22 protein-coding genes and 2 pseudogenes are annotated in these 25,910 nt (G+C 59.7%); 11 read left to right on the top strand and 13 right to left on the bottom strand.

Annotation, left to right across the window (positions count from 1 at the left end):
- The first annotated feature begins 17 nt into the window (after positions 1-17).
- Together OYW20_RS13800 and OYW20_RS13805 are read left to right on the top strand one after the other, a co-directional pair.
- The gene (locus tag OYW20_RS13800) at positions 18-503 is read left to right on the top strand and encodes an META domain-containing protein (protein WP_268796531.1); all 486 of its coding nucleotides are present in this window, start codon (positions 18-20) and stop codon (positions 501-503) included.
- Positions 500-2,113 (top strand): type VI lipase adapter Tla3 domain-containing protein, encoded by a 1,614-nt coding sequence (locus OYW20_RS13805; RefSeq protein ID WP_268796532.1) that lies wholly within the window; start codon positions 500-502, stop codon positions 2,111-2,113. Before OYW20_RS13800 ends, OYW20_RS13805 begins: the two co-directional genes overlap by 4 nt.
- 89 nt (positions 2,114-2,202) lie before the next feature.
- On the opposite strand, the gene OYW20_RS13810 is transcribed toward OYW20_RS13805, so the two are convergent.
- From OYW20_RS13810 to OYW20_RS13820, 3 genes are all read right to left on the bottom strand, one after another.
- Positions 2,203-3,600 carry an aminotransferase class I/II-fold pyridoxal phosphate-dependent enzyme gene (locus OYW20_RS13810; RefSeq protein ID WP_268796533.1) on the bottom strand — a complete coding sequence of 466 codons (1,398 nt, stop codon included), beginning with the start codon at positions 3,598-3,600 and terminating at the stop codon, positions 2,203-2,205.
- Complete coding sequence (locus tag OYW20_RS13815; RefSeq protein WP_268796534.1) at positions 3,593-5,062, bottom strand: hypothetical protein; 1,470 nt, start codon at positions 5,060-5,062, stop codon at positions 3,593-3,595. The genes OYW20_RS13810 and OYW20_RS13815 overlap by 8 nt, the downstream gene beginning before the upstream one ends.
- 618 nt (positions 5,063-5,680) lie before the next feature.
- Positions 5,681-6,703, bottom strand: coding sequence for a zinc-dependent alcohol dehydrogenase family protein (locus OYW20_RS13820; protein ID WP_268796535.1), 1,023 nt, complete (start codon positions 6,701-6,703; stop codon positions 5,681-5,683).
- A gap of 368 nt (positions 6,704-7,071) precedes the next feature.
- Here OYW20_RS13820 and OYW20_RS13825 point away from each other — a divergent pair, with 368 nt between their 5' ends.
- The 3 genes and pseudogenes from OYW20_RS13825 to OYW20_RS13835 all read left to right on the top strand — a co-directional run.
- Entirely contained in the window at positions 7,072-7,986 is a 915-nt protein-coding gene (locus OYW20_RS13825; protein WP_268796536.1) for a LysR family transcriptional regulator, read from the top strand.
- Between the two features lie 107 nt (positions 7,987-8,093).
- Positions 8,094-8,435: a putative quinol monooxygenase gene (locus OYW20_RS13830; RefSeq protein ID WP_268801134.1), complete on the top strand. Its 342-nt coding sequence runs from the start codon at positions 8,094-8,096 to the stop codon at positions 8,433-8,435.
- 70 nt (positions 8,436-8,505) lie between these two features.
- A pseudogene (locus tag OYW20_RS13835) lies at positions 8,506-8,778 on the top strand (nitroreductase family protein); the annotation flags it as partial.
- Between the two features lie 269 nt (positions 8,779-9,047).
- Here the strand turns inward: OYW20_RS13835 and OYW20_RS13840 are convergent.
- Complete coding sequence (locus tag OYW20_RS13840) at positions 9,048-9,935, bottom strand: SDR family oxidoreductase (RefSeq protein WP_268801135.1); 888 nt, start codon at positions 9,933-9,935, stop codon at positions 9,048-9,050.
- 98 nt (positions 9,936-10,033) lie between these two features.
- Here OYW20_RS13840 and OYW20_RS13845 point away from each other — a divergent pair, with 98 nt between their 5' ends.
- Both OYW20_RS13845 and OYW20_RS13850 read left to right on the top strand, forming a co-directional pair.
- Positions 10,034-10,876, top strand: coding sequence for a helix-turn-helix transcriptional regulator (locus tag OYW20_RS13845; RefSeq protein WP_268796537.1), 843 nt, complete (start codon positions 10,034-10,036; stop codon positions 10,874-10,876).
- Between the two features lie 105 nt (positions 10,877-10,981).
- The gene (locus OYW20_RS13850; protein ID WP_268796538.1) at positions 10,982-11,227 is read left to right on the top strand and encodes a hypothetical protein; all 246 of its coding nucleotides are present in this window, start codon (positions 10,982-10,984) and stop codon (positions 11,225-11,227) included.
- Between the two features lie 190 nt (positions 11,228-11,417).
- Here OYW20_RS13850 and OYW20_RS26445 read toward each other — a convergent pair.
- The 9 genes and pseudogenes from OYW20_RS26445 to OYW20_RS13890 all read right to left on the bottom strand — a co-directional run.
- Positions 11,418-11,660, bottom strand: a pseudogene (locus tag OYW20_RS26445) (GFA family protein); the annotation flags it as partial.
- Positions 11,660-12,919 carry a type II toxin-antitoxin system HipA family toxin gene (locus tag OYW20_RS13855; RefSeq protein WP_268796539.1) on the bottom strand — a complete coding sequence of 420 codons (1,260 nt, stop codon included), beginning with the start codon at positions 12,917-12,919 and terminating at the stop codon, positions 11,660-11,662. The pseudogene OYW20_RS26445 and the gene OYW20_RS13855, both read right to left, overlap by 1 nt.
- A complete protein-coding gene (locus tag OYW20_RS13860) occupies positions 12,912-13,235 on the bottom strand; it encodes a helix-turn-helix domain-containing protein (RefSeq protein ID WP_268796540.1) in 324 nt (107 codons plus the stop codon). The genes OYW20_RS13855 and OYW20_RS13860 overlap by 8 nt, the downstream gene beginning before the upstream one ends.
- Before the next feature lie 189 nt (positions 13,236-13,424).
- Positions 13,425-14,282, bottom strand: a complete 858-nt coding sequence (locus OYW20_RS13865; protein WP_268796541.1) for a GNAT family N-acetyltransferase — start codon at positions 14,280-14,282, stop codon at positions 13,425-13,427.
- Between the two features lie 57 nt (positions 14,283-14,339).
- Positions 14,340-15,536, bottom strand: coding sequence for an NAD(P)/FAD-dependent oxidoreductase (locus tag OYW20_RS13870; protein WP_268796542.1), 1,197 nt, complete (start codon positions 15,534-15,536; stop codon positions 14,340-14,342).
- Positions 15,533-16,939, bottom strand: coding sequence for an FAD/NAD(P)-dependent oxidoreductase (locus tag OYW20_RS13875; RefSeq protein WP_268796543.1), 1,407 nt, complete (start codon positions 16,937-16,939; stop codon positions 15,533-15,535). The genes OYW20_RS13870 and OYW20_RS13875 overlap by 4 nt, the downstream gene beginning before the upstream one ends.
- Positions 16,921-17,229, bottom strand: a complete 309-nt coding sequence (locus OYW20_RS13880) for a (2Fe-2S)-binding protein (protein WP_268796544.1) — start codon at positions 17,227-17,229, stop codon at positions 16,921-16,923. Before OYW20_RS13880 ends, OYW20_RS13875 begins: the two co-directional genes overlap by 19 nt.
- Positions 17,226-17,633 carry a RidA family protein gene (locus OYW20_RS13885; protein WP_268796545.1) on the bottom strand — a complete coding sequence of 136 codons (408 nt, stop codon included), beginning with the start codon at positions 17,631-17,633 and terminating at the stop codon, positions 17,226-17,228. Before OYW20_RS13885 ends, OYW20_RS13880 begins: the two co-directional genes overlap by 4 nt.
- On the bottom strand, positions 17,623-18,759 hold the full coding sequence (locus tag OYW20_RS13890) for a DSD1 family PLP-dependent enzyme (RefSeq protein ID WP_268796546.1): 1,137 nt from the start codon (positions 18,757-18,759) through the stop codon (positions 17,623-17,625). The genes OYW20_RS13885 and OYW20_RS13890 overlap by 11 nt, the downstream gene beginning before the upstream one ends.
- Before the next feature lie 96 nt (positions 18,760-18,855).
- Here OYW20_RS13890 and OYW20_RS13895 point away from each other — a divergent pair, with 96 nt between their 5' ends.
- From OYW20_RS13895 to OYW20_RS13910, 4 genes are all read left to right on the top strand, one after another.
- Positions 18,856-19,740: a LysR family transcriptional regulator gene (locus tag OYW20_RS13895; RefSeq protein ID WP_268796547.1), complete on the top strand. Its 885-nt coding sequence runs from the start codon at positions 18,856-18,858 to the stop codon at positions 19,738-19,740.
- 202 nt (positions 19,741-19,942) lie between these two features.
- Complete coding sequence (gene mexE, locus OYW20_RS13900; protein ID WP_268796548.1) at positions 19,943-21,181, top strand: multidrug efflux RND transporter periplasmic adaptor subunit MexE; 1,239 nt, start codon at positions 19,943-19,945, stop codon at positions 21,179-21,181.
- 12 nt (positions 21,182-21,193) lie between these two features.
- Complete coding sequence (locus OYW20_RS13905) at positions 21,194-24,385, top strand: efflux RND transporter permease subunit (RefSeq protein WP_268796549.1); 3,192 nt, start codon at positions 21,194-21,196, stop codon at positions 24,383-24,385.
- Positions 24,385-25,782 (top strand): efflux transporter outer membrane subunit, encoded by a 1,398-nt coding sequence (locus tag OYW20_RS13910; protein ID WP_268796550.1) that lies wholly within the window; start codon positions 24,385-24,387, stop codon positions 25,780-25,782. Before OYW20_RS13905 ends, OYW20_RS13910 begins: the two co-directional genes overlap by 1 nt.
- The last annotated feature ends 128 nt before the right edge of the window (positions 25,783-25,910 follow it).

Consider the following 25,910-nt stretch of genomic DNA (forward strand, 5'->3'; position numbering starts at 1 on the left):
ACACCAAGGAGATTGTCATGGGCAACAAGGGACTGTGCTTGACCCTTTTGATCAGCATCATCGCGCTGACCGGCTGCAAGCCAGACGCGCCCGTCAAGACCACCGGAGAAGCGCCAAGACCGCTGCAAACAACGGTCTGGAAACTCACCCAGCTTGATGTCGAAGGCGCGCCAGCCGCGCTGACGGATATCCCTCAGGACAGTCACGTCGGGTTTGTGATTTTCAACGCCCAGGACCAAAGCCTGATCGGATTCGCCGGTTGCCAGCAGATCGACGGCAGGTACAGCGTGACAGGGGAACGCCTGACTATCAGCGAGCTGGTCGCGACCGGCACGCGCTGCCACAACCCGCGTTTTGATCGCATCGGCGACCGCTTCATGCAGGCGCTGCGCGAGGCCACTGTTTACCGGCTGGGCAGCGACGACGCCCGGCTGGAGCTGAGGACCGGCGACACCCTGCGCGCCGTGCTGCTGTATCGCACGCCCAAGGAGTTCAAGTGGTGACGCAGAACAACAACCTTCAAATCCCGGCTGCCCGCGTCAAAACACAAAGGACGCTTACCCAGCCTGAACTGACCTTCCCCAAAGGCTATTTCAGGGCAGCGGCAATCATCGCGAGTGTCGTTGCGAGCGTTCTCCTCGTCATCCGGCTGGTTCTGCACCTGAACGGCACCTCCATGCGCGACATCAGCGGGCCGTTATACAGCGTCACCGCTTATGGCATTTTCACGCTGGTCATGATTTTCGCCCTGCACTCAACGATCAAAATCCGGGGCCACAAAAGACAGGTCGACGCAGAGCTGCAGGCGCATCTGGCATGGCTGCGCGCCGAGAGCGAGCGCAGCTTCTCCCTGGACATACAAGGCCTGGGATTCGGAATGCAAGGTACGCGGCTGGGTCAGCTATGGGCCGAGTTGAGTGGCCAAGGCCAAAGTGGCGCCCGTGCAACATCCAGTGCAGAGCCGACATCGGTCGCGCCGTTATCTGTGGTGGAACAGGCTGCTCGACACCGAAAATCAGCATTTCACGGCGCGGCCGCAAACGCAGTACGGTACTGGCCCGTGCCGACGTTTGCCGTCAGATCCCCGCAGCCCGGTGGGGAAGACTGCCGTACAACGGACGTCATCAATCAGGGGCGCAACGCCGCGCTGTTAGGGCTGACGCTGTTTGTGGCCCAGGCCGATGAGCGCAGCACACACGCGCAGACCATGATCGAGCGCGTGTTTGGTTTCATGGAAGAACATCAGCGTGTGCCACAGGTGTTGCTCGTCACCGAGGAACAACGCACCGCGCAAAACACTGGCGCCCTGCTGCTGGCCCGACAGGACCGGGTGGACCATCTTGAGCCCTTCTCGACCCAAGACTCCCCCGACAACAACGACCCGAATACCTGGCTTGGCAAGCTCTGGGCGTTCTATTGGCAAGCGGACCGGGAGTTTGCGTTTGAACACGCCAACGCTCAGCGAGCACCCGACACTGCCAGCCCTTGCACCCTGTCCTCCAGCTACTGGCAGGCAACACTTTCACGCCTTCGCGCCACGCTGAACGATCATAATTTGGGCGGTTTCGAATCCAGCCCATGGATACCCGTGCCATGGGCCGACCACCAGATCGCAGGATTCAAGGCCACACCTGTGCTCGGTTACCTGCATCGTCCTGTCAAGATTCCCGCCTGGCTTCAAACCGCTGCGGCAACGGAAGGCCTGTCGCCCATCGAAAGTCTGAAGCATGGCTGGATCCAGGCGATCAACACGCTGGCACTGGACGAGCGCCCGGTTCGGGTTTTCTACGACGGCCTGAATGATCTCCCAAGCCTCGCCCACTTCAGAGAAGCGATGTCTGAACTCAATCGCGAAGGCCACGGGCTGGACGTGTCGAGCAGCGCCGAGGGCTACGATCTAAGTCTGCACGCTGGCTACACAGGCGTGAGTGCTGCGCTATTGCTGATCAATCTCGCCACTGTGGCCAGTTATCAAAGCGGCGGCATCAGCGCGGTGGTCTACGGCGGTGCAGACCAGAGCGTGACGATTCAGATGGTCAGTCCGCCGTCTGTGGCGCGCAAGTCTGAAAACCTGCGCAACGGCACACCGCTCGATCCCTTTATCCAGGACTGAATATCTGGAGCCGAGAGACGATCCTTGCCAATGGCTGACGCCGCCCGACAGATCGGATCAGCATCGAGAGCTCGAACCGGCCGCTCGGCTCACGGCAACCGCTCACGCACCAAGGCGTTTCGGATGATGACCAGCACCGACTCAATGTCCTGGGACCAATCCGCCGTGCCGCTGATGCGCAATCGTTGCTGGTGCAAACCGCGCACGCTGAACAGCTCACCCGGCGCCACCACGATGCGCTGCTCCAGCAGTCGCTCGAACACCCGGGCCATGTCGACCCGGTGCACGCTTTCAAGCCAGAGCGTAGCGCCGCCCTGGGGTGCGTCGAAACGCACATCGTCGCCCAGAAAGTGCTCAACCATCGTTCCCAGCGTGGCGAGCCGAGACCTGAGCGCGCCACGCAGCAACTGCAAGTGACTGTCGAACTGCCCGCTGCTGCACAGACGCGCGATAGCTTTCTGGCGAATCAACGGCAGACGGAAAGAGCGCAGCAGAAATTGCTGATGCCACAGATCCCGTGAATGGCGGCTGAGCAGATAACCGAACGGCGCTTCGAGCCCGATCAGCCGATCAAAAGTACCGATGATCAGCAATCGCTGTGGATCGATCAGATCACGCAGGCGGCCGGACGCCGGTTCGAAACCCAGTTCACTGTGACTGTCGTTCTCCAGCACCCAAAGCCCTTGCCGGTTGAGCACATCGGCCAGCGCCTGGCGCTGGTCCGCTGCCTGAACCTGGCCGCGAACGGGGTCGAGATGAGAGGCAAAAATCGCCAGCTTGATGTTTTGCTGCTGCAACACGGCCTCCAGCTGATCGAGATCGAGCTGCCCGTCCGCGTTGACCACGCACTCCACCACCCGGATGTTGAACGCCTGGAGCGTGCGCAAAATGCTCCAGCCACAAGGCGATTCCACCAGCACCGTGCCGCCCGCCAGTTGCAGGGCCTCAAGGACGGTTTTGAGCATGCCGGTCTTGTCTGGTCCGACAAACACGTTGTCGGGATGCCAGCAATGCTCGGTCGATGACGTGTAGCGGGCGGCGAGCGCGCTGCGCAGCTCGATATCGCCGAACGGCTGAAAACGCGGGTCGGGTTGGCAGGGGTATTGACGCATGAGCTCACGCTCAAGGTTCAGCAGCGGCCCGTCCAGCGATTGCAGCAAGGTCGGCTCATCGGCGCCGAATACGAACATGTCCGGGCGCCTGGCGCTGGCCTGATAGCGGCCCAGCAGATCGTTGCCTTCGCAAGGGATGTCATGGCACGGACTGGGCAACGCGTAGTAACCGGATTTGGGCACCGAGCAGATGCGCCCTTCTTTCTCCAGCAGCGAGTACGCCGCCTGAACCGTGGAGATCGATACACGCAGTCGTCGCGCCAACAACCTCAATGACGGCAGGCGCACGGCCGGACCGCTCTGCAGCTCATTGATCAGCCGCAGCAGGTAGCGATAGACCAGTTGGTAGGCAAAATCGTGTTTGTTGTTATTCATGCGGGTTCACCTCTCCATGTGCCTGCGCAAGGTCCGTCGCCGGGACCCGCGCGATCACCGAGTGTTCGTCAATGGGATTAGCGCGTTGTTTGCCGTAGAGGTTTCGCAGGTCTTTGAGGGTCAGGCCGCTGACATCGACCAGCCACTGGATGACCTGGTCGGGCGCGGCACGCCCGGATAACGCTCGGTGCAAGTCGCTCAGCGCGACCAGCATGCCCGGGTGGCAGCGGCGCAAAAACGCTTCCAGCGCCGCGCCCTCCTCAACGAAAGGCGCGAACAGCAAACAGATCAGTTGCGTCTCGCTCAACCCAAACGCTTCTTGCGCGTAACCATTAGCCAGCGAGCGTCTGGCTGCGAGCTTTTCAGGGTCGTCGTAAGCCGCCAACGCCTGCTCCAGGAGACGCTTGGGCATGTGCTTGCGGCGCATAAGCGCTTTCGCCAGTTCAAGGTATTGAGTGATCCCCAGCGCGTAATCCAGGCCCAATATGAACTCGCTCTTGAGGCCTTGCATGTGCGCCATGAGCAACGGATTGGCGCAATCGGACTCATTGAGGCTGAACGCCAGGTCGTCGAACCGGAAGCCGAGGAACTCGGTCAGCAATGCCCAGTGCTGTTCAACCCGGGCACCAATCAGGTCTGAGACGGAAAGAAAGTACGGCACACGGGGTTTGTCACCCCGCGCAGCAGCCCGCGTGATGATATTTGAGGGCTGGAACTCTTCTGCGTACAACTCGCTGTAGTAAGCCCGGCTGATGCGGTCGAGGGATTTGAGGGTGGCACTGAAGGTCGGGTTTTCCCAGTCCACCCCCGGTTGGCCGGTGCGCTGCGCCAGCTGCATGATCCATGTCGCATAATGCTTTTGTTCTTTGAGCGAGTCCCCGCTGATGACCGCGTCGACGCCCTCGCCCCACGTCGCGGCGAGCCCGAGAAATTCCGCCATGCCCAGGTAGCAACTGTTGAAGAAGGTGTTCTGCCCGTCGTCTGCGGTCAGATGGCCGCTGAGCAACATGTCGGACCGGTTCTGTTCAAGACCTGCGATGGAAAGCGGCAGCTCTCGCTCGAAAGCCTGCACGTACTGATGATCGACCACCAGCAACTCGACGCGTGGGTCGTCATGCAGAAACAGCGCGCAGTAACACCGGTCAATATTGTCCATCACCGCCGAGGTCATACCGGCGTGCCGCATATTGGCGACTCTCAAATTGAATGAGTTCATTGATCGGCTGGCAATGCTCAACTGAGCGGCACGCAGGAATGCGAGGGTGTAGGCGCTGTCCTTGCCGCCGCTGAACGGCACCAGCACAGTGAAGCTGCCGATCTGCTCGATGCCACCGGCCTTGACGATCAAACGCTGAATCAGCAGCTGGAGTGTCGTTCGTTCCGCACGATCAAAGTAGCCGGTCAAGCGCTGCAACACTTGCTGATAGACGTAATTCATTGCCTGTTCGTGGATGGAACTCATGGTTTCGCACCTGTGTTGCAACAGCACGGGTATCGACGTAATTGATTGCAGCCACCAATCTTCTACGACCAGATACTTATTGAGAGACCGCCTATCCAGCGGCCACGCGTGACGTTCTAACTCATTAATTAAACCGATTATCAGGACGGGCAACATCCGACACTGAAGTTCGGTAGCCGTTGGGGAATAAGCGCGAAGCAGGCGGGTTTAGTCCGCGATGCATGAGGGTGAGATGCCTGAAGCTGTTGGCTGCAGGCGGCGTGACGAGCTTTATTTATATAAAGCGCAAGCGAACAGAGAGATAAATAAAATCGCGACATGACTCATTCCCTGAGTAGTGATTGTCGAACTATTATCGGCGCTCGCCTGACAAATACAAGGTACAGATCGCCGACAAAACACCACTCAACTTTCGCCCTGAATGCCCAAAACTTAAACATCGGCGTTTAATGCGCATGCCTTTATGACGCTGTTTATAGTTTATTGATAGCGATAGCAAATGAGTGTTTAAAATGATTTAAACATTTTTTAAACACACAACAAAAAGCCTTCCTGTAGTCGCGGGAAGGCTTTGAAGGGGCGGAGCTGTTAAACGTCAACGAGCGCGATTAAAGGCGCTCAGGCAGGCTCGACTTCGAGCACTGCGCGGCCGCCAACTGGGCAACCGTCCATGTAGCGGTGAGCTTCAACGATGTCGGCGAATGGAAAAACCCGCGTGATTTGCGGCACAAGCACTCGGTCTGCCGTCATCTGGTTGATGTCGCGCAATGCACGTTTCAACGCTTCTTCATCCTGGCAGATGCCCAGCTCGGGTTTACCGGCGAAGTTACCCACGCAGTGAACGAAAAACTGAATGTTCTTCTGGAACGCTGCACAGGCCGGGAACGGCGTCTGATTGCCACCCTGCAAACCGTAAAGCACCAGACTGCCACGCGGCGCCAGCACATCGCCCAGAATCGACATCTGTGGGCCGCCCAGACCATCGAAGACCACATCCACACCGCGGTTGTCGGTGTATTTGTTGATGGCCATCAACAGGTCCTGCTCCTCAGTGACCACCACCTTGTCAGCACCCAACGACATCAGATACTCACGCGACGCTTCGGTTTTGGTCGCCGCAATGACTTTCACGCCAAGGGCTTTGCCGAGCTGGACGAACGCGGGGCCGACGCAATGACTCGCATCGGTAACCAACGCGGTCTGGCCGGGTTTGACGCGGGCAAGATCAACGAACGCAAAGTAGGCAACCAGGAACGGCGTGTAATGCACGCTGGCCTCGACCGGCGACAAGATGTCCGGATAACGGGTCAGTGAAGTGCGCGGCAACACGATTGACTCGCCATAAACCGGGTGTGCATTGGGATCGGCGGAAGGGAAACTGGCAACTTTATCGCCGATTTTCAGGTCGCTGACGCCATCACCGATAGCGGTGACCACGCCTGCCATTTCAGAACCAAGGCCGGCGGGTAAACGCGCCTGAGAAGAAGCCAGATTCTGACGCCACAGAACGTCATACCACGAGACACCGATGGCCTGAACGCGCACCTGCACCTCGCCGGGTGCCGGCATCGCAGCCGGATGCTCTTCTATCTTGAGCACCTCGGCCGGGCCAAATTGATGAAAACGGATCGTGCGGGACATTTCGAACCTCGCCTTATGGACCTTGATGCCACGAACTCTATCCGGGCTCTGCCGGTAACACTATCAGTGGCTATTAATAGTCGACATGCCTGTCATCGATTCTGCTACAAATTGTCAGGCTATTAGATAACCATCGAACGCCTGGGTATTCAAGGCGGCCATTGTTGGCATCCGGACACGACATTGCAAGTCGCCACCTGTTTTCCTGACCAGCGTTCGGCACAACGGACTTTGGGCGCCCGAGATGTATTTTATCGATGCAGCCACTCGTCGTTTGCTCGTACTATTGCGAGCTGAGCTTGCGTGGTGCCCCCGACAGCGGGCACCTGTGAATCACTGCATCGCCCAACGGCCCGAGACCTATCGTCATGAATCGTAACGACCTGCGTCGCGTTGACCTCAATCTGCTGATCGTCTTCGAAACCCTCATGCACGAGCGCAGCGTGACCCGTGCCGCAGAAAAGCTGTTCCTCGGGCAGCCTGCAATCAGCGCGGCGCTCTCGCGTTTGCGTGGTTTGTTCGATGATCCATTGTTTGTGCGCACCGGGCGCAGCATGGAGCCGACCGCCCGCGCCATCGAGATTTTCGGCCTGCTGTCCCCTGCCCTCGACTCCATCTCCACTGCCGTCAGTCGCGCCGCTGACTTTGACCCGGCGACCAGCACGGCGGTGTTTCGTATCGGCCTGTCCGACGACGCAGAATTTGCGTTGTTGCCCACACTGCTCAAGCGCCTGCGCTCAGAGGCGCCCGGCATCGTGTTGGTAGTGCGGCGGGTCAATTACATCCTCATGCCGGCCTTGTTGTCGTCAGGGGAGATTTCCATCGGCGTCAGCTACACCGATGACCTGCCCGCCAACGCCAAACGCAAGGTACTGCGCCGAAGCACCCCCAAGCTGCTGCGCGCCGACACCATGCCAGGGGCCCTGAGCCTGGACGATTTCTGCGCCCGCCCGCACGCGTTGGTTTCCTACTCCGGTGACCTGGGAGGTTTCATCGATGAGTACCTGGAAAAGCTCGGTCGCAAACGCCACGTGGTGCTCGCGGTGCCCCAGTTCAACGGCTTGTCCACCCTGCTGGCTGGCACCGACATCATCGCCACGGTGCCCGACTACGCAGCAGCCGTGCTCACCGCTGCCGGGGGCGTACGCTCCGAGGAGCTGCCCATCGAGTCGCGCACCTTTGAGCTGCACATGGCCTGGCGTGGCTCGCAGGACAACGACCCCGGTGAGCGATGGCTGCGCTCGCGGATTCAGATGTTTTTCGGGGATCCGGACAGTCTTTGATCGGCGCGACCAGCCGAGCGTTGCCTAGACGTCTTTTCACAAAGCCCGCCAGCGTCATTAACGCGCTCGCAGATAAACGTGTTTTTGTTATCGCTTTCAAGCGATCAATAGCGTTTTCACATACGCCTGCCATCAAACCCGGCGACTTTCTGCAATTCAACGCGTTGATCGCACCGATCGTTGTCGCTACCCGGCAAGAGCCGGGCATGCTGGTCTACGGATACGGCGTTAACGAAGATCAAAGCGTTGCGCACATTCTTGAGCGCTACAACGTCGAATCCGTTGTCAGCCACGTAGACACGACCTTTGCGCCGTTCGGTAAACGCTTCCTCGAACTGTGCACCATCATCCGCCTGGTCGTGTACGGCAAACCTGATGCCGAGATCCGTAAACGCCTGGATCCGTTCGGCGCGGTCTACATGACCCCGTTCGAAGGCTTCAGCCGCTAACCGGATTGATAGGAGCAGATTCACGCAGCGAACGGGCAAAAGCGCGCCTGATGCGTATGGCGTATGGCGTATGGCGTATGGCCGACAGAAGGTGGTGGAGTCCGCAGTGACGTTCACTGTCTGTGGCACCCTGAAACCGCATGAAACGATTGCAGCGTCCCTGAAACCTTCACTGAATGCCGGCGTGCTCGACACGTCCGTTTACGACACGTGGGTGGGCGCAGTTCAAGGTATGTACGCTGAAAACCCACAACCGCAGCGCGATGAAGCCATTCTCTCAGGCTCGCTGGCCGCTATGACGCTGATGCTTGCCGCCAAATCCCAGGGCCTTGATTCGACCCCGACAAGATCGCAGAAGTCTGCCTGGATAATGGCGCAGCGTTCACCGAGGCCGAGCGCGCTCTACTCCGGCTTGGTCAGGCCGTCATCAAAACGTAAGGCCCCGGGTGTGCTGTTCAAGCATGCCTTGCAGCACTTTTCGCTTCAGGAATTGAGCGTTGACTTGATGCACGAAAGCAAGTCGCTACGCACGCAGCAAAACCCGGCGCTGCAACACTGCGTTCATTGCTTTGCCCGTGCCGCTGCAATCAGGCACCACGGCCAAAGCGCCTCTCAGATGTGCGTCATGTTTTCCAGATCAGTGATCAGTGTTGGCCCCTGTGGATTCCAACCTGACCGCGCTCGTGTCATGGCGCTTGAGGCTGACATATCTTTACTCACGAAAGGCGTCAGCCAACCAAAGTGAGCCGCTGCCTCCTCGGTCCTGAGAGCAACGACAGGCAAACCCAGTTGTTCGGCAATCGTCTGCGCGATACGCCTGAACGAAATGGCCTCTTCAGCGGTAGCGTGATAGCGCGAGCCTGGCTCGCGTCTCTCGAGTGCCAGGCGAAATAGCCGAGCGGTGTCATCGATATGGGTTGCCGACCAACTATTGAGCGCGCCCTCGATGTACGCAGAGACTCCAGTCTTGCGCGCCAACTCAACCACATTCGTTACGAGACCTTGCTTTCTCGTATCGTGGATCTGAGACAGGCGCATGACTGAGACGTTAACGCCTCGCTGAGAGAGCTCAAGCCCTGCCAATTCCGAGGCGACCCTGGGATTGGGATGATCAGGATTGAAAAAATTTTCAATCGCTTTCTGGCCCGGTAAGGCCGACCCCATAGCAGTGCTTGAAGTAATGACTAGCGGGCGGTCGCTCCCTTCAAGCGCTGAGCCCAAGCTAACGATTGCACGGCGATCTTTCTGGCAGTTTTCGATGAAATTGGCGAAGTCGTGATCAAACGCGGTGTGAATCACGCCATCACATTCACTGGCGCCACGTTTGAGGCTTTGCAGGTCTTCAATGTCCCCCGGGTATGCCTGCGCGCCCATTGCCGCCAGCGCCTGAGCACCCGATTCAGAACGGGTCATTCCCAGCACCTGATGCCCCGATGCGATGAGCTCTAATGCGACGTGTGAACCAACGAACCCTGTTGAACCGGTTAAAAAAATACGCATGATGGAAAATCTCACTGTGCTGAGCAGACACCATGCGCTTATGCTGGATCCTGTAAAAGAAGGGACATTATCAGGGTATAAAAACTAACGGGATGAGCATGCCTGCCCAGTTAAACAACACGCTTGGACGTTACTTGAAAGATTGCAGGGGCCGACTCGACCCTTCAGTGCTTGGATTCCCTTCAGGCCGCCGTCGCACCCCGGGCTTGCGCCGTGAGGAAGTGGCGGTGCGCGCAAACATCAGCCCCACCTGGTACACCTGGCTAGAACAAGGGCGCGGCGGCAGCCCATCTGCCGAAGTGTTGGACCGGATTGCCGCGAGCCTTTTGTTGACCGATTCTGAACGTGAGTACGTTTTCATGCTGGCATTCGGTCACCCGCCAGAAGTGATCTACAGACCACCTCAGGGGGTTACACCTCGATTGCAGCGTCTGCTGGACAGTCTTGAGACCAGCCCTGCCATCATCAAGACCGCAACCTGGGATGTGCTTGCCTGGAACCGCGCAGCTGCGGTGGTGCTCACCGACTATTCGAAATTACCGTTTGAACAGCGCAATATCCTGCGTCTCATTTTTTGCAACCCCAGGATAAGAGCAGGACAACTTGACTGGGAGTCCATGGCTCGATTCGTAGTCGCTGCATTCAGGGCCGATGCTACCCGCGCAGGGGCGCGATCCGAAGTCAGCAAACTGGCTGAAGAGCTCTGCTCGCAAAGCCCTGAGTTTGCGGCATTCTGGCATGACAATGACGTGGGTATCCATGGCGACGGGGTCAAACGCCTGCGGCACGAAACCCTCGGCTTGATCGAACTTGAATACTCCGGTTTCGCCGTAGAAGGTCGTACTGACTTGGGAATGATCGTTTATAACCCTTTGACGACATCCGACGCTGATCGTATTCGGACACTTATTCTGGAATCATCTCAAAAGCCCGACGCTTGATATCTTCACCCGTTCGGCCATTCAGGTCGCGACACACTGCATTTATTAGCGCACCGTGTCGCATACCTCCAAACGCATTGCCCCGAACCTTTATCTGGACGCCACATGACACCCAACGCCGAACACTACAACCCCGCCACCGAGTACGCCGACAAGCTGATTTCGCGCATCGGCCAGACGCCCTCATGGATCGCCAAGCGTATCGGGGTCACGGACAAACGTATTCGTTACATCCTTGAAGGTGAAAGAACCGTCAAGGGTGAGACCACACCCATTCAGATGACTTACACCGAACAGTTCGCCCTTGAGTGCCTGGCCGCAGAAGCAAAAGCCAAGGCGCAAAGCAAATAACGTTTCAGGGCTGGGTAGCCTGGTCCAGGTATGCCCAGCTATCAGCACCGTCGAAATGCCTGACTGGCGTGGCACTGATCATTTCCTGACCAAAATTATTCAAATTCACACCAACTCCGGCCCCCGTCCCCGGTGTGATCGCCTCCCAATGAGTGACACACCCGCAGTGAGTGCAGCGGAACGTCTTCAGCGTTTTCTTGCCCCAAACGTACGCTGACGTATGTTGGGGATGCCCTTCAAATGTTACCGACCCAGCTTCGAATTGAGCCCAAAGCGCCCCGAGCCTCAGGCATATCGAGCAATTGCATTTGATGGCATGCGCGGGCTGATGCGGGATGACCACTCGCACGTTTCCACAGTGGCAGGAACCTTCCAGTACATTTCTGGCGTCGGTTTGCACGTCGACTCCTTGATCCATCAGGCAGGTTTCCATTAGCGAAGCAGACGCACGTTCTCGTCAATCCGGCCCTGAATCATAGCCAGGGTGGCTGCGGTGATCATACCGGGGTAATTGTCTTCGGCGAGGGTGGCGAACTGGCTGGCGACACCGCACATGCTGTCGATCATCGCGCCAGCAGTCTCTTCGCAGACCTCTGCTTCGACTGCGAGCCTGAGCATCATCTCTCGGTCAATCGCCAACGCCTCGCCCATTACATCCATTTGGTGATATCCGCGTGGCCCCTCGCAGAAAGTCACGTCATAGGCTGGCGCCAGTTGCCATGCACCGGATGAAGACATGAGGTAGGCGAAGTTTTTCGGGTGATCGTCCCGGTTGTTGAACGCGACGTTGAAGAGTGCACGCTCAAAGGCGAGGTTTTTCTGTCGAACGTCATTGGTGCAAAGACGCGTCGCACGCAGAAAGTTGACGTAATCCACAGCCCCTGGTGCGCTGTAGTCGGCTCCGGTAAACGCGGCAAGGCTTTGCATGGGCACGCGCAAGCCGTCCACGCGATCAAAGCGTTTGCTCGCGAAGGCAGCCAGACCGTCAGGCAGGCTGAAATGCTGAGTATCCGGGGTCTGGATGCCACATTGGCGGAGGCAGTCGGCGTATACCATCTCGATGGCACACACTTCAGGGTGCTCTTGTTTCGCCGGGAACTTGATCAGCCATGCATCGAAGCCAGGCTTTGCGACCGTGGTAAAGGCGCCTGTGTGAGGGTCGCAGTAGACCAAAGCCTTGGGTCGCGCCCCCTGAGGCGAGCCCCCTACCAGCATCAGCGTCTGCAGAAACTCCCCGCCGTCGCCACTGAGCACTTGTTGAATTTCAGCCGCAAGCAGTTCAAGGGGAATATGGGTTTGCGGCTCCTGCCCTTCCGGCGCGCTCGGCTCAAATGACATTGCGCCCATCGCATTACTGCCTATATAAGCCAGCCGTTCCAATGGTCCGATGCGTGCAGTGTTCAGGTGGCGGCGCCTGAACAGGCGATCCATCAACAACATGCCCCAACCATCAGGCAACGCGTCATAGACCGGCCCCGGCAGGCCTGACTGATGCGGCGCAAACCCTCGGCGCAATCGGGGGCCGTCCAACGGCAGCTTGTAGGAAGACAGCTCAAACCCTCTGCGTCTGGCTTCGTCGCTGTACTCGAAGACGATCTGCGGGCGACCGGTGATGGCTGTTGTGGAGACCAGCGTGCCCCAGAGCCAACGTTGCCCCCAGCCCTCGTAGTAAACGTCAACTTGCTCAAGCATCGTAGGACTTCCTCTTCGTTCCGGTACGACTGCGATTGACGGTTTGCTCATACCGGCGAATGTCTTCGAGGCTGTCCACTCGGGGCAAGAACAGGTTTTCAAGATCCTTGGTGCGCCCCAGGACCATGGCCACACGGACCACATTTTCAAACCCGACATTGCGCCCTGCTTCAAGATTGGAGACGGTATTGGTTCCGATACCCGCCCGGCCTGCGACATCGGCCTGGGTCATCTGCAACGCCAGGCGCTCTGTGCGCAGACGTTCACACAGGCGCTTGACGATCTCATCGGGCTTACTGAAACCTAAATCCAACATAACGGGTCTTCCATCGCTTCGAGCGCTTGATGCCTGAGTTAAGGCAAACCATAGCTTAATCGACTGACAATAAATCCCCTATATTGTGTCTTGAACTCATTAAATTAGCTTAATACCCTTTTTATTGGAATTAGATACAGCGAGCATCCAGCAAAGCTGATGGCGCAGACCTTGGCCGCCGCTCCTCCCTCAACCAATCGCCTGAGTCACCAGACAGAACTGCTCAACCACTTTATCCAACGCTGGGGGCGCGCCAAGCACCATCCGGGGTGCGCGATCAACGCAGGGCAGTCCGATGCCCTCCAGCCAGTCCACCAGACCGCAGTCGGCGAGGATGTCGAAGCGCACAAACTGATCGGGGATGCTTCGCAGCAATTCGCTGATCATGTGCCGGGCCTGCGCGACATCGTGGGCCACCACCGGCCCGATCAGATGACCACGGCCGAAGCGGCGCAGCAACGCGATGGCTTGGAGTTGGCCGAGAACTTCAATACCGACCACCTGCTGGGCGTCCGGTAACAGATCATTGAGAACGGTCGTGCGGTCCAGGCCACTGCCCGTATTCGCCAGACCAATGAGCGCCGGGTAATCCTCGACGGTCAACGTCCTCAGCCGCGCACCCTCTGCCAGCGGCTCGGGCTGCGGCATGTGAGGCACGCCTTGGTGCTGCTGAATGAACGCGTACTCGACGAAGCCAAGGTTGTTGTAAAGCGGTGCGCCTGCGGTGGTTGCATTGAGGATAGGGGTGCGCGGCGCGGTGGCCTCAAGGCAGAGGTTCATCAACCGTCGACCAATGCCCTTGCCCTGATGCTCATCACTGACGATCACAAGGCCGATGGACGACCACGCGCCTTGGTGACACGTGAACGCCACGCCGACCAGCGTGCCGCCGAGTTGCGTGACGAAGCCTTCGGACGTGCGCTGCACCATCGCCCAGTCCTCTTCGCGATGGGGCCATTTCAAATGCACCGACAGCGCATGAGCGGCCGGGATGTCTGCGGCAATCAGTGGGCGGTAGACGTAATCGTCATTGGTCGTGGCTGTCATGAGGGCTCCTTGGGGCGGTTGCTTCGATGAAAAGGTCAGTGGCTGATGCCGGCCGGCTCATATAAGCCTGCCGGTGCTCATCAGTGCACCTGAAAGCTGCAGTGAAAGCGGCAGTGAAAGCGCGGTGGGGTCAGTGAACCGGCGTATATCGAAGTCACTGATCGCGGTGCGCGTGCTGCCGGTGCTGATCAGCTCAGCCATGACGTCACCGACGCCCGGCCCCAGCTGGAACCCATGACCGCAAAAGCCGAACGCGTAGAACAGACCATCCACCTTGCCGCTGCGCCCCATGATCGGTAGCGAATCGGGCGTATAGCTTTCGATGCCGCTCCACACCCGGATGATGTTCAAGTGCTCGGCGCCCGGAAGCAGGCGGCTCATCTGACGCATCTGGTTAAGCAAGCTCTCCGGTTTGAAATACGCGCGACGGTTGACCATGTCCGGCGGGTTGCGATTGCCGCCGCCGATGATGATGTTGCCGCGCGGGATCTGCCGGAAATAGATCACCTCCTCCTTGATCTTGGTGAACACCCCAATCACCGTCGGCAGCGCGTAAGGCACCGGTTCCGTCACAGACATCTGTGGACCATTGGGCGACAACGGGACCGCCTCGCCAAACTGCTCCGACAGCCTGGCGCCCCACGCGCCAGCGGTGATCAATAGCTGCCGGGACACAAACACCTGGCCGTCAGTGGTGGTGACGTGGAACTCACCACCGTCTTTCTGCACATGCGCCACCTCGGTACGCTCCTCGATTCTCGCCCCGGCGCGCTGAGCCGCCCTGGCAAAAGCTGGCGCCGCGAGCCGGGGGTTGGCGTGACCGTCATGCGGGGCGTATGAGCCAGCTTTGACCTGCGGCCCGAGGAACGGAAACCGCTCATGCAAGGCCTTACCCGAGACAATCTGCAAATCCAGCTCGCGGGCCTGGGGCGCATCGGCGTAAGCCTGCAATTCGGCGATTTCGTCTTCGCGATAACAGACGCGCATATGGCCGCTGGGGATGAATTCCAGATCGTCACCGATCAGTTCAGGCAGGCGTTTCCATAGCGCATACGAGCGATTGGCCAGTTCCAGTTGACCGAGAAAACGCCCCTGGCGCCGAACGTTGCCAAAATTCACGCCGCTGGCGTACTGGCCGATCTGATCGCGCTCAAGCAGCGTCACCGACTTGCCCTGCTGGCGTAGGAAAAAGGCAGACGACGCAACCATGACGCCGCCACCGATAATCAATACGTCGCTTTTTTGCACGCTCATGACGGGCTCTCGATAATGTTCAGCGCTATCGGTTTGATGGGCGCCTGACTGCGTTGCCGACCGACCGTTTCCACCGGGACGCCAGCGGCTGCAGCGATCACTTCGGCGCCAGCGTGGGAGCAATAACGTCCCTGACAACGCCCCATGCCGACCCGACTGAATGCCTTGGCACGGTTGACCTCGCGTGCGCCTTTTTCGTTGACCGCACGGCGCAGCTCGCCAGCGCTGATCATTTCACAGCGGCACACGATGGCGTCATCGGGCAATGCCGCCGCCTGCTCCGCAGGCCAGGGAAAGGCCTCGGCCAACCCCAGACGAAAGCGCTCCATCACTGCAAGTGTCTGCTGCAACGTGTCTGCGGGTACGCGGTTCGCGCCCAGATCAAGATCATCCAGCAGCGCCAGCGCGGCTGCCCGACCTGCGTGTTCCGCGGCATCGGCGCCCCGAATCTTCGCGCCGTCGCCAGCCGCGTACACACCCTCAACCGATGTCCGGCCAAGCTCGTCAACGGCCAACACCCACTGGCTGGACGCGGCATCAAACTGCATCCGGCACCCGGCCAGGTCAGCGAGCTGGACCTCGGGGCGCAAGTGATACCCCATCGCTACGGCATCACAGTTCACGGTTCGGGTTTCCCCGGCCTGACTCTTGAAGCACACGCCGCTGACGCCGGCCTTTTCATCACCCTCGATCTGCATCGGAGTGACGCCAAAACGCAGGGGGACTTTCGCCCGGTACAACTGCGCCAGCAGCTTCATGCCGATGAACAGCAGACCCGGCCGCGCCAGCAACTTGGGCAAAGCGCGCAACCGTTTGCTCAGCGGGGAGGTGTCCAGCACCGCCGCGACGTTGGCCCCGGCTTTCACGTATTGGCTGGCGACCAGATACAGCAAAGGGCCGCTGCCCATGAACACCACGCTGCGGCCAATCGACACCGCCTGCGATTTGAGCGCAATTTGCGCACCGCCCAGGCTCCACGTACCTGCCAATTGCCAGCCTTTGACCGGCATCAAACGATCAGTCGCGCCGGTGCACAGAATCAAGGCGTCGTACTCCACGACGCTGTGCACCCCGTCACTGACGCAATGCAACTGCCGGGGCGTCAGGTTCCAGACCAGCGTGCGCGGCCGATAATCGATCAGCGCACGCAACTGATCAAAACTGCTGTGCAGGTCGCGGGCCTTCTGAGCTTCGGTGCCGTACAGCTCGGCGTAATCGCGCTTGAAACCTTCCGGCTGCCGACGATAGATCTGGCCGCCATCACGACGGTTTTCATCGATCAGCGTGGCCTTGATACCGGCGCTGAGCAGTGTCTGCGCGCAACGCACCCCTGCCGGACCGCCGCCCACAATCACCACGCGGGGCGCAGTGTCGCGCAGTGGTATTAACCCAGAAGTGGCCATTTTGCCTCCGGCTGTACGGTGACGATGTCCAGGTGCTCGCGGACCTCGGTTGAGCAGGCTCGCAGCCGCGCACCCGTGCGCGTCCAGACCCAACAATCCTGGCAAGCGCCCATCAGACAAAAGCCGGCCCGGCTGCCGGGGTCGAACTCAGACTGGCGCAGGGATGAGCGCTGAGTGAGGATCGCGACCATCAGCGTGTCGCCTTCAAGGGCAGTGACCGGCGAGCCATCCACTCGCAGCGTGACGACGGGCCGATCATGCTCGCCCAGCCTGACAACGCGCCCGCTCATGACCTGTGCTCCTGACCGGGGCCGCGAGCCAGCGCCTGTATTTCAATCAGATAACCGTGATGCAATTCGGGCACCGGCACCACCGCACGCGCAGGCCGGTGCTCGCCCAGGTAGCGCCGGTAAACGCGATCAAACACCGGCCAGTGTTCGATCCCGGCGACATACACCGTCACGCTCAGCAAATCATTTGCGCTGCAGCCCGCCGCCGCAAGAATCGCCAGCAGGTTATCCAGCGCCAACGCCGCCTGAACGTCGAACGGCTGGTCAGAACTATGGCTGCCATCGGCGCGCACCGGCAGTTGCCCCGACACGTGCAGCGTGCCGTCATGCAGCACCGCTTGCGCGTAATGGCCTCCCGGCGCGGCCGCGTTCGGGGTGTGGATCCGTTCGATATCACCAGCCATGAAGGCGACTCCAGAGATGGACTTCGCCGTCAGCGTCGACGGCGTGATAGTCCGGAAACTGCGCACCCGTGGCGCAGGCGTGATTGGGCAAAATGCGCAGGCGGCTGCCGATCGGGAAACGCTCGTCCAGGTTTGAATCCGTCTGTGTCTTCAGGGTAATGATGCCGTGCTCCTGGTTGGCGCCAGTGACCCGTGCACCGTCGATCCATTCGCCGGCCTCGGTACACACTTGTCCGTAGCCGAAATCCCGGCGCTGACGCTGTGTGCCGCGATCACGACTCATGGCCATCCAGCCGGCGTCGACGATGATCCAGCCTTTTTCCTGCTGATGCCCGATGACGGTGGTCAGCACGCACAATGCCAGCTCATCCGGCCGGCAAACCCCAATGTTGTGCATCACCAGATCGAAGAACACATAAACGCCTGCGCGAACCTCTGTCACACCCTCCAGGTTCAGCGCCGACAGCGCCGTGGGCGTGGAGCCGATGCTGACCTGCGGACAGACGAATCCTGCGGCGCGGATCTTTTCAGCGGCGCTCACGCACAGAACACGCTCTTGCTCGGCCAACGCCTGCAGCGCTTCCGGCGCGTCCAGTTCGTAACTGGAACCGGCATGGGTCATGACGCCGCGCAGTTGCATGCCGCCATTGATCAGCACGCTTGCGACCTCGATCAGCGCGTCATCTTCCACCACCAGACCGGACCGGTGGCCGTCGCAATCAATCTCGATCCAGACCTCGAATCGCTCCTTGTGCAACTGACCAAACTCGACGATGGCCCGAGCGCCCGCGACGCTGTCGGTCAATACGCTCAGTTCGCAACCCTGACGGCGAAGTGTGAGCGCCGGCTGCAATTTGCCGGGGGCGATGGCGACGGCGTAGAAGACGTCCTTGATCCCGTGATCAAAGCAGTGCTGGGCCTCTTTCAGGGTCGAGACCGTCACGCCGATTGCCCCGGCGTCGCGTTGGGCCTGAATCACCGGCAGGCATTTGCTGGTCTTGACGTGGGGGCGAAGGCGCACACCCAAATCGTCCATGCGCTGTTGCATGCGCTGGATATTGCGCTGCATGCGCGGCACATCGACAAGGGCGACAGGCGTATCAAGGCAGGACGTGGACGCTGACATGAAAAAGGCTCTGATGACTGGGTACGCCTGCCACTCTACTCAACGATACTCAAGCTGTGGTTCAATCGATCATCATCAATCCTTAAGCTGAACTGAATGATTGCTCTCGAAGACTTGCGCATGGCGGCCACCCTGGCGCGCTCTGAATCCCTCAGCGCAGCGGCCCGGGCACTGAATGTCACGCCGTCCGCGCTGTCGATGCGCCTGCGCAAACTGGAGACCCGGCTGGGCATCCTGCTCGCCAGTCGTGATGCCCGACGCCTGAGCCTGACCGCCGACGGTGAGCGCTTCGCCCGGGAAAGCGCCTTGTTGCTTGAGCAACTGGAGGCGCTGCCTGAATCCTTCAAACAGCGCGATGACCAACTGGCTGGCATCCTTCGGCTGGCGGCGCCTTTTGGTTACGGCCGACAACGTATTGCGCCCCTGCTGGCGCGGTTTGCAAAACTGCACCCACAGCTCAGCCTGCACCTGGACCTGCGCGAAACGCCTTGGCCGGATCGCCACGACAGTGATGCGGTGGTGCACATCGGTACGCTCAATGACAGCCAGTGGATCGCCCGGCCTCTGGCGAAAAACGATCGTTGGCTGTGTGCCAGCCCTGCTTATCTGGAACAGCACGGCGTGCCGGCGTCCCCCGATCAACTGTCGGCCCATCGCTGCATTTGCATTCGCGAAAATGACGAAGACGTGACGCTCTGGCAGATGAGCAAAGGATCGGTCAAAAAAACCCTGCGCATCGAACCGGCTTTGCTGAGCAATGACGGCTCTGTCGCGCGACGCTGGGCTGAGCAAGGTTTGGGCATTGTGCTGCGCTCGCAATGGGACGTCAGCGAGGGCATTGCCAGCGGCAGCCTGATACGCGTGCTCGCGGACTGGGAACTTGCCAGCGCGCCGGTCAATTTATTGGTGCCCGTGCGCAAGCATCGCACCGCGCGCGTGCAGGTGTTGATGGAGTTTCTGGAGACAGCACTGAGGGCCTGACGGACGTCTCACAGGATCGCTTCAAGCGTTTTTTTCGGTCCAGAAACCGCCATAGCATGTGCCTGCGCAGGGTCTGATCAGGCTGAGGTTGTAACCAGACATATCATTACGACTGATAGTTACCTTCGGGTTATTCGATTCGTGCAATACAAGGGGTCAGAACAGAATCCGCCCATCTCAACAAATGTCGGCGGATTTTTCTATGCTTCAGTCACTTACCCCTTTGCGCTATCCCCTCGCCGCTCTGGCCCTGGTCGTGATAAGCGCGTGTGGCAAGACGCCCGAGGCGACAGTGGCCCCAGCGGCTGCAAAAGTCAGCGTTGCCAAGGTCATCGAACAACCGATCAATGAGTGGGACGAAGTCACCGCTCGCCTTGAGGCGCCAGAAACCGTTCAAGTGCGGCCACGTGTCTCGGGGCAGATCGACTCAGTCGCATTCGTCGATGGCGAACTGGTGAAAAAAGGCGATCTGTTGTTCCAGATCGACCCACGTCCTTTCCAGGCTGAAGTCGACCGACTGCAAGCCCAGTTGCAACAATCCAGAGCCACTGCAGCCAACAGTGCCAACGAAGCCCAGCGCGGCGAGCGGTTGCGCACCAACAACGCGATTTCCGCCGAGCTGGCCGACTCCCGAAACACCAACGCTCAAGAAGCCAAAGCCGGTGTCGCTGCCATCCAGGCGCAGCTTGACCTCGCCAGGCTCAACCTCGGCTTTACCCGTGTGACCGCGCCCATCACCGGCCGCGTAGGTCGGGCGGAAATCACCGCAGGCAACATCGTCACCGCCGACAGCAGCGCACTCACCACTCTGGTATCCACCGACAAGGTATACGCCTACTTCGATGCGGATGAGCGCGTGTTCCTCAAGTACAACCAACTGGCTCGCGACGGCAAACGCGGCGCCGCGACCCCGGTGTACATGGGCCTGTCCAACGAAAGCGACAACCCGCACCTGGGCAAGATGAACTTCGTCGACAACCAGGTAAATCCCAGGACCGGCACCATTCGCGGTCGCGCAGTGTTCGACAACAGCAAGGGCGAGTACACCCCTGGGCTGTATGCACGCCTGAAGCTGGTGGGTAGCGGCTCCTATTCGGCGATGCTGATCAAAGACGAAGCCGTCGGCACTGACCTGGGCAAAAAATTCGTGCTGGTGGTCGACAAGGACAACAAGGCGATTTACCGCACCGTTGAACTGGGGCCGAAACTCGAAGGCCTGCGGATCGTGCGCACCGGCCTGACCAAAGATGACCGCATCGTCGTCAACGGCTTGCAGCGCGTACGTCCTGGCTCGCCGATTGACCCGCAAGACACCCCGATGGCCAGCGAACAAACCCTCGCCGCGCTGCAACAACAACGCCAGGCATTCGAAGCCAGCAATCAGCCCAAGGCGTCGTCCAAAGCGGACGCCAAGGTCGCTGTTGCCACGCCACGCGGTTAAGGGACAACCTAGATGAATTTCTCAAAATTCTTTATCACGCGGCCGATCTTCGCTGCGGTGCTCTCGCTGTTGATTCTGATCGCGGGTGCAATCTCGCTGTTTTCGCTGCCGATCAGTGAATACCCCGAAGTCGTTCCGCCCACCGTAGTGGTACGCGCCAACTTCCCGGGTGCCAACCCGAAGGTCATCGGCGAAACCGTTGCTGCGCCGCTCGAACAGGCCATTACCGGCGTCGAGAAGATGCTGTACATGTCTTCGCAAGCGACATCGGATGGCAAGCTGACGCTGACGATCACCTTCGCCCTGGGCACTGATCTGGATAACGCTCAGGTACAGGTGCAAAACCGCGTGACGCGCACCGAGCCCAAGCTTCCTGAAGAAGTGACGCGCATCGGTATCACCGTCGACAAGGCGTCGCCGGACCTGACGATGGTTGTCCACTTGACCTCGCCGGACAAACGCTACGACATGCTGTACCTGTCCAACTACGCAGTGCTCAACATCAAGGATGAGCTGGCACGTCTGGGCGGTGTGGGCGATGTACAGCTGTTCGGCATGGGCGACTACTCGCTGCGCGTCTGGCTGGACCCGAACAAGACCGCTTCGCGCAACCTGACCGCCACCGATGTAGTCAATGCCATTCGTGAGCAAAACCGTCAGGTCGCTGCCGGGCAATTGGGTGCACCGCCCTCGCCTTCGGCCACCAGCTTCCAGATGTCGATCAACACTCAGGGCCGTCTGGTCAATGAGGAAGAGTTCGAGAACATCGTCGTCCGTGCAGGCCCCGACGGCGAGATCACTCGCGTCAAAGACATCGCCCGGGTCGAGCTTGGTTCCAACCAATACGCCCTGCGTTCGCTGCTGAACAATCAGCCCGCAGTCGCGATCCCGATCTTCCAGCGCCCTGGCTCTAACGCCATCGAGATTTCCAACGAAGTGCGCGCCGAAATGGAGCTGCTCAAGAAGAGCTTCCCCGAAGGCATGGACTACAGCATCGTTTATGACCCGACGATCTTCGTTCGCGGCTCTATCGAAGCGGTGGTTCACACCCTGTTCGAAGCGCTGATCCTCGTGGTACTCGTGGTCATTCTGTTCCTGCAGACCTGGCGCGCTTCGATCATTCCGTTGGTGGCAGTGCCCGTTTCGCTGATTGGTACGTTTGCGGTCATGCACCTGTTTGGCTTCTCGCTCAACGCCTTGTCGCTGTTCGGACTGGTACTGGCGATTGGCATCGTGGTCGACGATGCGATCGTGGTGGTGGAAAACGTCGAGCGAAACATCGAGCTCGGGCATGAGCCGATGGAAGCGACGCAAATTGCCATGCGGGAAGTGACGGGTCCGATCATTGCCACGGCGCTGGTGCTGTGTGCGGTGTTCGTGCCGGCTGCGTTTATCTCAGGCCTTACCGGGCAGTTCTATAAACAGTTCGCCCTGACGATTGCCATCTCGACCGTGATCTCGGCGTTCAACTCCCTGACCCTGTCGCCGGCACTGGCTGCGGTATTGCTGCGCAGTCACGATGCACCAAAGGACGGCTTCTCGCGGTTCCTCGACAAGCTGCTGGGTGGCTGGCTGTTCCGTCCGTTCAACCGCTTCTTCGTCAAAGCCAGTAACGGCTATGTGAGTACGGTTGGTCGCGTGATTCGTGTCAGCGGGCTGGCCCTTGTGGTGTATGCCGGCCTGATCGTCATGACCTGGCTGGGTTTCTCGACCACGCCAACCGGCTTCGTGCCGACCCAGGACAAACAGTATCTGGTGGCGTTTGCCCAGCTGCCTGACGCCGCAAGCCTTGACCGCACCGAAGACGTGATCAAGCGCATGTCCGACATCGCCCTCAAGCAACCGGGCGTTGAAAGTGCGGTGGCCTTCCCCGGCCTGTCGATCAACGGTTTCACCAACAGCCCCAACTCCGGCATTGTCTTCGTCACGCTCAAGCCGTTCGAAGATCGCAAGCTGGACAGCGAATCGGCCGGCGCCATTGCCGGTGCTCTGAACGGCCAGTTCGGCTCAATCCAGGAAGCCTACATGGCGATCTTCCCGCCACCACCGGTACAGGGTCTGGGCACCATTGGCGGTTTCCGTCTGCAGATCGAAGACCGTGGCAACCTGGGCTACGACGAGCTCTACAAAGAGACGATGAACATCATCGCCAAAAGCCGCAGCGTGCCAGAACTGGCGGGCCTGTTCACCAGCTACACGGTGAACGTGCCGCAGGTCGATGCTGCCATCGACCGTGAAAAAGCCAAGACCCACGGCGTGCCGATCAGCGACATTTTCGACACGTTGCAGGTTTACCTGGGCTCGCTGTACGCCAACGACTTCAACCGCTTCGGCCGCACCTATCAGGTCAACGTTCAGGCAGAGCAACAGTTCCGTCAGGACGCCGAGCAGATCGGTCAGCTCAAAGTGCGCAACAACCTGGGCGAGATGATCCCGCTGGCGACGCTGCTCAAGGTCACCGACACCTCAGGCCCTGACCGCGTGATGCACTACAACGGATTCATCACCGCCGAGATCAACGGCGCCGCAGGCCCGGGCTACAGCTCTGGTCAGGCGCAGGTTGCGGTCGAAAAACTGCTCAAAGAGGAATTGCCCAACGGCATGACCTACGAGTGGACCGACCTCACCTATCAGCAAATCCTCTCGGGTAACACGGCGTTGCTGGTGTTCCCGCTCTGCGTCTTGCTGGCGTTCCTGGTGCTCGCCGCGCTGTATGAAAGCTGGAGCCTGCCGCTGGCGGTGATCCTGATCGTACCGATGACCCTGCTCTCGGCCATTGCCGGGGTGATCATCGCCGGCAGCGACAACAACATCTTCACCCAGATCGGACTGATCGTACTGGTGGGCCTTGCGTGTAAAAACGCGATCCTCATCGTCGAGTTCGCCAAGGATGAACAGGACAAAGGCAAGACCCCGCTGGAGGCTGTTCTGGAAGCGTGCCGTCTGCGTCTGCGGCCAATCCTGATGACTTCGTTCGCGTTCATCATGGGTGTCGTGCCACTGGTTCTGTCCAGCGGCGCAGGTGCTGAAATGCGTCACGCCATGGGTGTGGCAGTGTTCTCCGGGATGCTCGGCGTGACCTTCTTCGGCCTGCTGTTAACGCCGGTGTTCTATGTCCTTATCCGTAATTACGTGGAGCGCAAACAGGCACGCAAAGCGGCCAAGGCACAACGCGTTCAGACCCTGTCGTCGGAGACTCACTGATGAAGGCTGCAAAACTTTTCCTGCCGAGCCTGTTGGTCCTGGCGCTGGCGGCCTGCGCTGTCGGCCCTGACTACAAGACGCCAGACACCGCCGCGGCCAATATCCAGGCCGCCGGGCTGAGCAAATATGACCGTGAACACACGGAAACCATCTGGTGGCAGCAGTTCGACGATCCGACGCTCAACAAGCTGGTGGCCGAATCGCTGCAAGGCAACCGCGAGCTGCGTATCGCATTCGCACGGCTCAAGGCGGCGCGGGCAATTCGTGACGACGTCAGCAACGATGCAATGCCCGTCGTCACCAGCCGCGCCAGCAGCCAGATTGGCCGCGCTCAAGTGCCGGGCCAGACCGAAAACAGGATCAATCAGGAGCGCTACGACCTGGGGCTGGACATGGCGTGGGAGATCGACCTGTTCGGCCGTATCCAGCGCGAACTGGAAGCCAGCGACGCCGACCGCCAAGTGGCCGAGGCCAACCTGTATCAACTGCAAGTCACCATGATCGCCGAGTTGGTGGATGCGTACGGCCAGTTGCGCGGTGCTCAACTGCGTGAAGGGATTGCCCGCGACAACCTTAAAAACCAGCAGGAATCACGGGGTGTGACGACCCAGTTGCGCGACGAGGGCGTGGGCAACGAGCTGGACGTTATGCGCGCCGATGCACGGGTGGCGGCTGTAGAGGCGACTATTCCGCAGCTGCAGGCCGAGCAGATCCGAGAAAAAAATCGTATCGCGACGTTGCTAGGCCAGCGCGTCGACGCCATGAATGTGGATCTGAGCCCGATGAAGCTGCCGGTGATTTCCAAGGCGCTGCCCATTGGTGACCCGACCAGACTGCTGCACAACCGGCCGGATGTGCTGAGTGCGGAGCGTCAGCTGGCGGCTCAGACAGCGCGCATCGGCGTGCAAACCGCAGACCTGTTCCCACGGGTCAGCCTCAGCGGTTTTCTGGGGTTCACCGCCAGCCGCGGATCGCAGTTGGGCTCCGGCGCGGCGCAAGCCTGGGGCCTTGGCCCAAGCATTACCTGGGCGGCGTTTGACCTGGGCAGCGTGAGGGCGAGAATTCGCGGCGCCAACGCCGATGCTGAAGGCGCGCTGGCCAACTACGAGCAGCAAGTGTTGCTGGCCCTCGAAGAAACCGAGAACGCATTCAGCGATTACGACAAGCGCCAGCAGCGTCTGGTGTCGCTGGTGCGTCAGAGCGAGTCGAGTCGTTCTGCGGCGAAGCTCGCATCGATCCAGTACCGCGAAGGCACCGCAGATTTCCTCGTGTTGCTGGACGCGGAACGTGAACGTCTGGCTGCCGAAGACACTCAAGCCCAGGCGGAAATCGAGGTCTATCGCGGCATCGTCGCGATCTATAAAGCGTTAGGCGGCGGCTGGCAGCCAAGCGCCTGACAGCCCCTTGCGATGATGCGGGGCGGGTCTCACCGTCCGCCTCTCAAGCCCTGCCCTCACAAGGTGCAGGGCTTTTTTATGCGGCACACTAAAAGCAGTGCCCTTAACCCCAGCTGCGTTGATCGGAG

The organism is Pseudomonas sp. BSw22131 (genome assembly GCF_026810445.1).
GTDB lineage: Bacteria > Pseudomonadota > Gammaproteobacteria > Pseudomonadales > Pseudomonadaceae > Aquipseudomonas > Aquipseudomonas huanghezhanensis.